The organism is Neisseria sp. P0006.S004 (assembly GCF_051963015.1).
In the GTDB taxonomy this organism is placed as follows: Bacteria; Pseudomonadota; Gammaproteobacteria; order Burkholderiales; family Neisseriaceae; genus Neisseria.
On sequence record NZ_JBQCUS010000004.1, the window covers coordinates 185,600 to 195,919 of the forward strand.

The 10,320-nt window shown below is 47.2% G+C and carries 10 protein-coding genes; 3 read left to right on the forward strand and 7 right to left on the reverse strand.

The features are described 5' to 3' along the window. Positions 1-39: 39 nt before the first annotated feature. Positions 40-1,977 carry a MacB family efflux pump subunit gene (locus ACTHR2_RS07850; RefSeq protein WP_440375584.1) on the reverse strand — a complete coding sequence of 646 codons (1,938 nt, stop codon included), beginning with the start codon at positions 1,975-1,977 and terminating at the stop codon, positions 40-42. Positions 1,978-2,058: 81 nt separating this feature from the next. Continuing rightward, entirely contained in the window at positions 2,059-3,240 is a 1,182-nt protein-coding gene (locus ACTHR2_RS07855; protein WP_263337754.1) for an efflux RND transporter periplasmic adaptor subunit, read from the reverse strand. Positions 3,241-3,527: 287 nt separating this feature from the next. Between ACTHR2_RS07855 and ACTHR2_RS07860 the strand changes: the two genes are divergently transcribed. Beyond that, positions 3,528-3,938: a type IV pilin protein gene (locus tag ACTHR2_RS07860; RefSeq protein WP_263337752.1), complete on the forward strand. Its 411-nt coding sequence runs from the start codon at positions 3,528-3,530 to the stop codon at positions 3,936-3,938. A gap of 118 nt (positions 3,939-4,056) precedes the next feature. Here the strand turns inward: ACTHR2_RS07860 and nusB are convergent, their stop codons facing one another. From nusB to ACTHR2_RS07875, 3 genes are all read right to left on the reverse strand, one after another. Next, on the reverse strand, positions 4,057-4,485 hold the full coding sequence (nusB, locus tag ACTHR2_RS07865; protein ID WP_263337749.1) for a transcription antitermination factor NusB: 429 nt from the start codon (positions 4,483-4,485) through the stop codon (positions 4,057-4,059). Positions 4,486-4,606: 121 nt separating this feature from the next. Continuing rightward, complete coding sequence (gene ribH, locus ACTHR2_RS07870; protein ID WP_107769532.1) at positions 4,607-5,086, reverse strand: 6,7-dimethyl-8-ribityllumazine synthase; 480 nt, start codon at positions 5,084-5,086, stop codon at positions 4,607-4,609. A gap of 93 nt (positions 5,087-5,179) precedes the next feature. Next, entirely contained in the window at positions 5,180-5,503 is a 324-nt protein-coding gene (locus tag ACTHR2_RS07875; RefSeq protein WP_003748560.1) for a DUF2185 domain-containing protein, read from the reverse strand. 254 nt (positions 5,504-5,757) lie between these two features. Between ACTHR2_RS07875 and rnc the strand changes: the two genes are divergently transcribed. Both rnc and era read left to right on the forward strand, forming a co-directional pair. After that, positions 5,758-6,477 (forward strand): ribonuclease III, encoded by a 720-nt coding sequence (gene rnc, locus ACTHR2_RS07880; RefSeq protein WP_003748556.1) that lies wholly within the window; start codon positions 5,758-5,760, stop codon positions 6,475-6,477. Between the two features lie 64 nt (positions 6,478-6,541). Next, positions 6,542-7,471, forward strand: a complete 930-nt coding sequence (gene era / locus ACTHR2_RS07885; protein WP_003679342.1) for a GTPase Era — start codon at positions 6,542-6,544, stop codon at positions 7,469-7,471. A 61-nt stretch (positions 7,472-7,532) separates the two neighbouring features. On the opposite strand, the gene coaBC is transcribed toward era, so the two are convergent. Continuing rightward, on the reverse strand, positions 7,533-8,711 hold the full coding sequence (gene coaBC, locus ACTHR2_RS07890; protein WP_263337738.1) for a bifunctional phosphopantothenoylcysteine decarboxylase/phosphopantothenate--cysteine ligase CoaBC: 1,179 nt from the start codon (positions 8,709-8,711) through the stop codon (positions 7,533-7,535). A gap of 44 nt (positions 8,712-8,755) precedes the next feature. Next, complete coding sequence (locus ACTHR2_RS07895) at positions 8,756-9,985, reverse strand: tetratricopeptide repeat protein (RefSeq protein ID WP_263337733.1); 1,230 nt, start codon at positions 9,983-9,985, stop codon at positions 8,756-8,758. Positions 9,986-10,320 lie beyond the last annotated feature (335 nt).

Genomic DNA, 10,320 nt, shown 5'->3' on the forward strand with positions numbered 1-10,320 from the left:
TTCAGACGGCCCTAAAATAATAGGCCGTCTGAAACATAATCAATCCTGAGCCAGCGCATCAATCGGGTTGAGCTTGGAAGCCTTGTTGGCAGGCATAAAGCCGAACGCGACACCGATGGCGGTGGAGCAGACAACTGCGCCGATGACGGAAGTCATGGAAATGCTCATCGGGAAGTTGGTGACAAAGTAGTTGAACACCAGGCTGATGCTTGCGGACAACAATACGCCTGACAGACCGCCGATGATACAGATTAAGACGGCCTCAATCAGGAACTGTTGCAAAATATTGTTGCGACGTGCGCCGATTGCCATGCGGACGCCAATTTCTTTGGTGCGCTCGGTAACGGAAACCAGCATGATGTTCATTACGCCGATGCCGCCGACCACCAAAGAGATGACCGCGATGGAAGAAATCAGCAGCGTCATGGTACCGGTCGTGCTTTCAACCATTTCTTTGATGCTGTCGCTGTTGTTCATAAAGAAGTCTTCTGTACCGTGGCGTGCTTTCAGCAGCTCGGTCAGGCTTTTCTCGGCAACTTGCGTGTTGGCATCGTCTTTGATTTTGACAACGATGGAGTTGGTATGGCTCTCACCGGTAATTTGGTGCATGACCGTTGTATAAGGCGACCAAAGCATCAGCGAGTCGGAATTGCCGAATGAGTTGTCATCCTTTTTCATAATGCCGATGACGGTTAGCGGACGTTTTTTGAAAAGGATGGTTTTGCCTAAAGGATTGACGCCTTCGCCGAAGAGTTTGGTTTTGGTGTTTTGGTCGATGATGACGACTTGTGCATCGGTTTTTACATCGTCATCATCAAACAGACGGCCTTCTTCCAATTTTAAACCGCGCACGTCGAAATATTGTTCGCCTACGCCGTAAAGCGAGGCAGTCAGGTCGGTGTTGCGGTAGGTCAAGGTGCCGCTGGAGTTGGTTTGAGGGGTGGCAGAGGCGACGTAGCTTTGTTGGCTGATGGCTTTTGCGTCATTAATCGTCAGTGTCTTGATCCGTCCGCTTCTACGGTCGCCAAAACCACGGCCGGGGAAGATACTGATGGTGTTTGTGCCCATCGAGTTGATGTCTTCCAAGATTTTTTGTTGCGAGCCATTACCTAAGGCTACTACCGATACCACCGAAGCGATACCGATGATAATCCCCAGCATGGTCAGCAGCGAACGCATTTTATGCGCCATAATCGCCTGCACAGACATTTTGAATGCTTCCATAAATTGATCGTAATAAAACGACCAGGAAGCTTTTTCTTTAATCCTCTCCACTTTGCTTGGCGGAATATCCGGATTTTTAGACGTGTCGGAAATAATCTGACCGTCGCGGATTTCGATGACGCGGTTTGCGTTTGCCGCAATGCCCGGATCGTGGGTAACCATAATCACGGTATGCCCGTCTTCGTGCAGCTTATGGATGATTTCCATCACGTTTTTACCGCTGGCGGTATCTAATGCGCCGGTCGGTTCGTCGGCAAAGATGATTTCGCCGCCGTTCATCAACGCGCGGGCAATCGAAACGCGCTGTTGCTGACCGCCGGAAAGTTCGCTGGGTTTGTTGCCTTCTTTATTTTGCAAACCTAAATCGCCCAACAGTTTTTCCGCACGTTCCGCGCGCTCTTTGCTGTCCATGCCCATATACACGGCAGGCAGGGCGACGTTGTCCCGGGCGGTCAGCGAGCTTAACAGGTTGTAACGCTGGAAAATAAAGCCGAAACGCTCACGGCGCAAAGCCGCCAGCTCATCCGGCTGCATTTGCGATGTTTCGATGCCGTCGATTTGATAAGAGCCGGAGGTGGCGGTATCCAGACAGCCCAAGATATTCATCAGCGTCGATTTGCCTGAGCCGGACTGGCCGATAATCGCCACAAAGTCGCCTTTCTCAATAGAAAGGCTGACATCTTTCAATACATGCACACGGTTTTCACCGCTACCGAAAAAACGGTTGATATTCTTACATTCGATTAAACTCATAATCTTTCCGGGCGAAAAATAGAAATACAGGAACTAAGGCCGTCTGAAACACAGCCAAATCTTTCAGACGGCCTTAATCAATCAGCGAGGAGGGCCACCACCCATCATCGCGCGTTCACTGCTCTTATTCTTTTCATCTGCGCTCATTTCAGAAACGATCACTTTTTCGCCTTCTTTCAAGCCGCTTTTGATTTCGGTATTCATGCTGTCTTTCAAACCGACGGTCACTTCGCGTTCTACCGTTTTATTGTCTGCGCCCAAAATGCTAACATAGGATTTGCCGTTATGTTTTTTCACGGTCAGCGTCGGTACCAGTAAAACATTCTTCACGCCGTTGATTTCGATCGTGTTTTGAGTGGTCATACCGATAGAAAGTTTGCCTTCGGGATTCGGTACAAGTGCGCGAGCATAGTAGTAAATCGCATTGGAAGTCGTGTCCGTGCTGCTGGTGTAGTTGCCCAAAGACATGGTGGTCAGGCCGGGGTCGACACTGTCTAATTTCGCTTTAATCGGGGTGTCCGGCTCGGACAAAATGGTGAACGAAATATCCTGACCGGCTTTGACTTTCGTGATGTCGCCCTCTGCAATCTGCATTTTGTTTAACATGGTTTCCAGATTGGCCAGCTGGATAATGGTCGGCGTAGATTGCGCTGCATTGACGGATTGGCCTTCTTCAACAGGAATGGCGACCACGGTGCCGTCCATGGTGGCGGTAATCCGCGTGTGGCCCAGTTCGGATTCGGCTGTATTAATTGAGATTTTTGATTGTTTGATGGAGGCCTTCAGTTCGGCGACATTCGCTTTGGCTGCGGCTAAAGAGTCTTGTGCAGATTCCAAGTTTTCCTTGGAAGTTGCCTGTTCTTTCCATAAGGCAAGTTCGCGTTTATATTTTTTCTCCGCACTGGAAAGCGTGATTTCAGCAGAAACCAATTTTGCCTGATAGGTTTCCAGTTTGGATTTTTCGGTATTTAAGGTATTGATCTGATTGGTTGAGTCGATTTCCGCAATCAGATCGCCTTTTTTCACTTGTTGGCCCAGTTTCACATACAGTTTTTTAATCTGACCTGAAGCTTCCGCGCCTACGGATACCAAATTGGAAGGTGAGATTTCGCCGGTTGCCGATACGGTTTGACGGATATCGCCGCGTTTGACTACTTCAGTAATAAAAGAAGACTGAGGCTCAGGCTTCATCAAAGACCAGCCGCCGAAAGCCGCTGCTACTACAACAGCCGTACCGGCCGCCCACTTGAAAACTTTAGACATATAAAAGGAACCAATTCAATAAAATAACGTTGCAGACAAGCAATAAATGTATGTTGGAGACAAAAAACAACTGGATTTTACTGTAAAGACCAAGGTCAACCAAGAGAGGGACGGCTCAAATTGAAGTTTAACTTGTTGAAATAAAAAATAAAGGGCAGTAAACATTTTTCAGAACTTGCACCTCATTTACATAAATTCCCAAACTCCCTCCGAATCTGAACATTTAAGCCGCAAGAAAACGACTATAATATTCATGTCTTATTCTAATTATTTACGACATAAATACAATGAAACATCAACAAGGCTTCACGCTTATCGAGCTGCTGATAGTTGTTTTGATTGCAGCCATTCTTGCTACCATTGCATATCCGTCTTATCAAAACTACATCCGCCAAACGCGTCTCGCATCCGTCCGCACACAGATGCTGCATAATGCCCAACAACTTGAACGCTACTATACTCAAAAAAGTACTTTTAAGGATTTTCCTGCCAAAAATTTGCAGCAAAATCAATATTTCGATATTAGTTTTTCCGAGGGTGCGGATCCTTCCGATTCAGGTTATATTTTGAAGGCTGTCCCCAATAAAGAAACCAATGCCGATGAAACTTGTACCGTTTTTTACAACGACAGCGGTATCATCTGGGCAAGCAGCGACAAGCAAAACTGTCCCGGTTATGAAATGCCAAAATCAGAATAAATCGAAGTATAAAAGGCCGTCTGAAATTCAGACGGCCTTTTTGATGGTTTGGCTGTATAAGCACATTGGCTTAAACAGGGGCAAAGATCGGTAATCCCAACCCGATATGAAGCTAATCTTAGCCTTTGCGGCGCGGTTCGTCAGGGCGGATACGGGAAGCCAGTTGGTCGAGGATGCCGTTGACGAATTTATGGCCGTCGGTGCCGCCGAAAGTTTTGGTAACTTCGATGGCTTCATTGATGATAACAGGGTATGGGGTTTCAGGAATAGTGCTCAGCTCATGGCAGGCAACCAGCAAAACGGCGCGTTCGATAGGGCTGAGGTCTTTTTCGTCGCGGTCGAGCAGGGGGCTGATTTTTTCCATGTATTCTTCGGCATGGGTTTGTGCGCCGAAAAACAGTTTGTTGAACAGCTCTTCATCCATATTGGATGTTTGGGACAGTTCGTGGATATTTTTAGCGATTTCAGGAGCGGCGGTTTTGTTGATGCCTGCTTGATAAATGGCTTGTACGGCAAGCTCGCGTGCGCGGCGGCGTGGGCTTTTCATGGGTATTCCTTGTGAAGAGAGTGCCGATGGTTGTCGGCTGAATATTGAATGATTCAGACGGCCTCAATGTCATGATTGGGAGGCCGTCTGAAAATATGCGGTATTCAATACGGGGAGAAGCTTATTCTTCGTCGTCTTCGTATTGTTCTGACAAAAGATGGTTGACCAAGTTGGCACATTCTATGGCAACTTTGGCGGCATCGGAGGCTTTTTCTTCGATGCGTGCGACAGCCTGTTCGTCGTTTTCGGTTGTCAGGATGGCGTTGGCGATCGGGATGTTGTAGTCAAGGGCAACGCGGCTGACGCCTGCGCCGGACTCATTAGATACCAATTCAAAGTGGTAGGTTTCGCCGCGAATGACAACACCGATGGCAATCAGGGCATCGAATTGTTCGGATGAAGCGAGGTTCATCAGCGCGATAGGCACTTCAAGCGCGCCGGGAACAGTGGCAAGCGTGATGTTGTCTTCGGCTACGCCCAATTCTTTTAAGGTGCGGCAACAAACTTTGACCATTTCGCTGCCGATTTCGTTGGTGAAGCGGGCCTGAACGATGCCGATGCGCAAGTTGGTACCGTCGAGGCGGGGTTCGATAATGTTCATGATGATTCCTTCAATATTGGTGAAATAGGGATTCGGCTCGGTTTCAGACGGCCTGGTTATAGGGAAGGCCGTCTGAAACGAAATGGGGATGGATTATTCTTGCGGCTGCCAATCGGCAACGGCTTGGAACTCGCCGTCTTCGTTTAATTCCCACGCGCTGCCTTCTGCCTGAGTCAGCAGGGGCGCGATGTCGGGATTGTCTGCGGTAATGGCGGAGAGGCTGACAATGCTGAAATTGTCGGGATTGTCGGTGTATTCGTCGGTTTCGTCGCCGCTGAAAATACGCCAGCCGCTGTCGTTTTCAAATACGGGGGCTTCGCGGTAGAGGAAGCCGACGGGTTCGCCTTGTTCGGCGACGGTGTTGGTAACAATGCAGCGGTCGAGCGCTGCGGCCAATGCTTGGGCAAATTTGTTCATGGAGTTGGCAAAGAGATGATTTGGCATGATTTTACACGATTCGTCGCTTTTCCGCACGGATGTGTGCAGGGGCGGTTTGATGGTACAATGTCGGTCGAGTGCCGTCAGGTTTGAACATGACGGCTTTTGATTGTTTATCGGCTTGAGGGACGCGAGAAACAATGAGCCAAAATAAAAAAGTTGCCGGTGTAGCCTTTTTATTTTGTTTCACTGCGGATGAGGCGTATTTTCGGGCTGTTTTTTGAAAGTATGGAATGAAACCTGATTTGCTCAAACAGCAGGCGCATCGAGCGATTCAAAAGCGTCTGGGCTATGAGTTCCGCAATATGGAGCTGCTTCAGCAGGCTTTGACCCACCGCAGCTACAATGCCAAACACAATGAGCGTTTTGAATTTGTCGGCGATTCGATTTTGAACTATTCCGTGGCGCGGATGTTGTTTGACGCGTTTCCGAAATTGTCGGAAGGCGAGTTGTCGCGGATGCGCGCGGCTTTGGTAAATGAAGGCGTGTTGGCTGAAATCGCGTTGGAAATGAATGTCGGCGACGGTTTGTATTTGGGTGCCGGCGAGTTGAAGAGCGGCGGTTTCAGACGGCCTTCGATTTTGGCCGACGCGATGGAGGCGATGTTTGCAGCGGTCAGCTTTGACGCTGATTTTTCTGCGGCGGAAAAAGTGGTTCGCCATTTGTTTGCGGAACGCGTGAAACGTGCGGATTTGAATATCGGCAAAAAAGACAGTAAAACCGCTTTGCAGGAAGCCTTGCAGGCACGCCGCTTTGCCTTGCCGAAATACCGAATCGAAGAGCAGGCGGAGCAGACGGCTGATGCGATGTTTGTGATTTCCTGCGATTTGGGCGAACTCGGCTTTATCTGCAATGCACGCGGCAGCAGTCGGAAAGTGGCCGAGCAAAAAGCGGCATGTGAAGCCTTAGAGTGGTTGGAACAGAAGTTTCCTTTGAAAAAATCTAAAAAATAATGTTTCAGACGGCCTTTGAGAAAATGCAAAGGCCGTCTGAAACAATCAAGAAAGTCATATATAAATGGATATCGAAACCTTTTTACAAAACGAGTCGCAACACCCGACGGATTATCGTTGCGGCTTTGTGGCCATCGTGGGTCGTCCGAATGTCGGTAAATCCACGTTGATGAACCATTTAATTGGTCAGAAAATCAGTATTACCAGTAAAAAAGCACAAACTACGCGTAATCGTGTAACCGGTATTTACACCGACGACACGGCGCAATTTGTGTTTGTCGATACACCGGGTTTTCAAACCAATCACCGCAATGCCTTGAATGACCGTCTTAATCAAAACGTAACCGAAGCGTTGAGCGGTGTGGATGTGGTGGTTTTTGTGGTGGAAGCCATGCGCTTTACCGATGCCGACCGCGTGGTGTTGAAGCAGTTGCCTAAGCATACGCCTGTGGTATTGGTGGTCAATAAAATCGATAAAGACAAAGCCAAAGACAAATTTGCGCTTGAGGCGTTTATCAATGAAGTGCGCCAAGAGTTTGAATTTACTGCCAGCGAGGCAGTCAGCGCGAAACATGGCCTGCGTATTGCCAATCTGCTGGAACTGCTCAAGCCGTATCTGCCGGAAAGTATCCCGATGTATCCGGAAGATATGGTGACGGATAAATCCAGCCGATTCCTGGCGATGGAAATTGTGCGCGAAAAATTGTTCCGCTATTTGGGTGAAGAGTTGCCCTATGCGATGAATGTTGAAGTGGAGCAGTTTGAGGAAGAGGAAAGCGGACTGTTCCGCATTTATATCGCGGTGTTGGTCGATAAAGACAGCCAAAAGGCGATTTTGATTGGCAAGGGTGGGGAGAAATTGAAGAAAATTTCTACTGAAGCACGCCTTGATATGGAAAAATTGTTTGATACCAAAGTCTTTTTGAAGATTTGGGTGAAAGTAAAATCCGGTTGGGCAGACGATATTCGTTTTCTGCGTGAATTGGGATTGTGATTTAATGTGTTTGAACAAAGGCCGTCTGAAACATTTTCAGACGGCCTTTTGTTTTGTTTGATTAAGCCAATAATTCAGCCAGGCGTTTGACGATTTCATCTGCTGCTTGGCGTTTGGATGTTTCTGGAAATGAGGTTTCGGCAAGGTCATCAATAATGGTGATTTGATTGGTTGGCTTACCCATGGAAACGGAAACTTGGTTGGCCACCAGCATCGGTACGTTTTTGCGCAAACGTTTTGCCCGAGCAAATTCCAAGACCTGATGGCTTTCCGCAGCAAAGCCGACGCAGAATGGTGGAGAAGGCAGGGCGGCAACGGATGCGAGAATATCCGGATTTTCCGTCAGTTCGATAACCGGGGGCTGATTGCCGTTTTTCTTCAGTTTCTCGTTGCTGCTGTTTTTGACTTTATAGTCTGCAACGGCTGCAACGGAAATAAAGACATCTTGCTCATGGATATGGCGGTGAACTGCCTGATACATGGCTTCTGCGCTGACAGTCTGTTCGGAATGAGCCAAGCCTGCTGGCAGGGCCGTCTGAATTTGACCGTAAATCAGCGTGACTTTCGCTCCGGCAGCACGGCACGCACGCGCTAAAGCCATACCCATTTGTCCGCTGGAAATATTGGTAATGCCGCGGACAGGATCGATGGCTTCAAACGTTGCGCCGGCTGTAATCAGAACTTTTTTGCCGCTCAGTAGCTTGGGTGTCCATAAATCCTCTAGCAAATCTGCCAGATCGACCGCTTCGACCATTCTACCTGTACCTGTTTCGCCACAAGCCTGTTCGCCACTGTTTGGGTAAAACACGGTAATGCCGTCTGAAACCAGCTGTTCAATATTGCGCAGGTTGGCAGGGTTGTTCCACATTTCGACATTCATTGAAGGGGCAACGGCCAAAGGACATTTCCTGGCTGCTACCAAGTTGGTCAGTAGATTATCAGCCAATCCGTTGGCAATTTTGGCGATCGTATTGGCAGTGGCTGGTGCAATAAGAAATGCGTCAGCTTCACGCGTCAGATTGATGTGCGCCATGCCATTATTAGAAGCACCTGAATAGGTATCCGATAAAACAGGATTGCCGGTTAAAGCTTGGAAAGTCAGCGGGGAGATAAATTCTGTCGCAGAATCTGTCATTACCACTGATACAGAATGTCTTTGCTTTTTCAGCAGTCTGACCAGTTCGCAAGATTTATACGCCGCAATACCGCCGGTAATGCCGAGGAGAATGTGTTTGCTCATAAATAATGGGTTCATTAAATGAGAGATATAGGAATCAAATCAAATTAGATTTGTTCGATGTTGATTCTGGCTAGTTTTGCTTTAATCGCATTGCCATATCTCTTCGGCAAGAACGCTGAAACCGCTCCGTTTTTCACTTCAGTCACATAACTGCAGACCTTAAATTCAGGAACAACATTGAGCGAGTAGTCTGGATTGACCAAAGGCGAAGCACTGGAGTACAGCGTCCATCTTGCCAGACTGCCGTCTGCATAATCAGTCGTTGCGTTAAAGCTGGTGACTCCTTCGCTGAAAGCGATTTGATAATTAGGGTAGAACTCGCCGGGAATTTCGTGTGCATTACAGAAATCAAATAATCTGTCATGTGCAAACAGATTCTGACGGATATAGGCCCACAATTCTTTTTCTAGAAAATCTTGGTCGGCAAAATGTCTGGAAGGGTAGCCCTCATCGACAAAGTTCTGAATTCTTTCCTGCATATCTGGGACTGCACCTCCTTTAGCGCCCCACATACCTGCAAGAATCAAGGCAGTATGCGAGCCTGAGTCGCGAATAGTGTGGAATAGGGTGCCACTTTTTATCCATTCGGATACGGCCGCTGCATCACGATAACAAATAATAGAATCTGCATCACGGAAAATAACGTATTCAACCTCGGGATCATTGATGGCAAGAAAGCGCCACATCGTACCCGGCCAGTTGTCCAATGGAGCGCCAACCTTAATCACTTCTGCACCGTTATTTCTAAATCGTTGAATAGCTTCAGCTGATACAGAATCGTCGACATAAAAACGACATGTCCAACCGGGGAAAAGCACAGGCGCAAGCTGGGTATTTAATACGGCAGGCTCAATATATTTGGAATTATTGCCAAATAAAGAAAAGGAGATAATCCGTTTGCCGTTTTTTGGAGCTGGTGTTGGAATGATTTCATGTTCTAGGTCTGGGATGGCTTTATCTTTTAGAACCAAAGCCTGATGACCGTAAAACCCGGTTTTTTCCCAGTTATCTAGAGCGCCGTAAGCATGTGCAAGTAAATCCAAAGCAGGAATATAGGTGCTATCCAGCTCTAACGTTTTCATTTCAGCCTCAATGGCTTTTTCCCATTTCAATTGCTTCAGATAGGCATAAGCAACTTTATGATGATATTCGACAGATTGGGGATTGAGAAGGCAAAGAATCTCGGCACGTTTTAGCGCTTCCTCGTAATTTTCCTCTTCAATAAAAGAGTGATATGCTTGTTCAAATTTTTGTTGAATCTTTTCGTTACTCATAATAGGGACTATTCTAAATTTATGATTGTTTTATTGGAGAAAGTAGAGATTGTAAGAGTAGATGGGACTAAAGCGCCAGTAGTATAGAGATATAGAGTGTTTGAATGTGGCAATTAAGAGTGAAGCCGAAGGACTATTTATCTTCGGATATCTGTTTTATCTATCGAACGATAAAATTCAATAAATTTTAAATTATTTAAATACAGGTAGTTGTGAAAAAATTTTAATTTTTTTGAAGTTGGGTGTTGACTGGTTTTGTTTGGGGGCGTATAGTTCGGTTCTTCGCTGCTGACGCGGTGAAGAAAACGAAGCAGACAGTATAACACAGTTAGTTA

Excerpts from the sequence above, each read along its gene's own strand:
- ACTHR2_RS07850 (WP_440375584.1), bottom strand. The coding sequence starts at position 1,977 with ATGAGTTTAATCGAATGTAAGAATATCAACCGTTTTTTCGGTAGCGGT.
- ACTHR2_RS07855 (WP_263337754.1), bottom strand. The coding sequence starts at position 3,240 with ATGTCTAAAGTTTTCAAGTGGGCGGCCGGTACGGCTGTTGTAGTAGCA.
- ACTHR2_RS07860 (WP_263337752.1), top strand. The coding sequence starts at position 3,528 with ATGAAACATCAACAAGGCTTCACGCTTATCGAGCTGCTGATAGTTGTT.
- nusB (WP_263337749.1), bottom strand. The coding sequence starts at position 4,485 with ATGAAAAGCCCACGCCGCCGCGCACGCGAGCTTGCCGTACAAGCCATT.
- ribH (WP_107769532.1), bottom strand. The coding sequence starts at position 5,086 with ATGAACATTATCGAACCCCGCCTCGACGGTACCAACTTGCGCATCGGC.
- ACTHR2_RS07875 (WP_003748560.1), bottom strand. The coding sequence starts at position 5,503 with ATGAACAAATTTGCCCAAGCATTGGCCGCAGCGCTCGACCGCTGCATT.
- rnc (WP_003748556.1), top strand. The coding sequence starts at position 5,758 with ATGAAACCTGATTTGCTCAAACAGCAGGCGCATCGAGCGATTCAAAAG.
- era (WP_003679342.1), top strand. The coding sequence starts at position 6,542 with ATGGATATCGAAACCTTTTTACAAAACGAGTCGCAACACCCGACGGAT.
- coaBC (WP_263337738.1), bottom strand. The coding sequence starts at position 8,711 with ATGAGCAAACACATTCTCCTCGGCATTACCGGCGGTATTGCGGCGTAT.
- ACTHR2_RS07895 (WP_263337733.1), bottom strand. The coding sequence starts at position 9,985 with ATGAGTAACGAAAAGATTCAACAAAAATTTGAACAAGCATATCACTCT.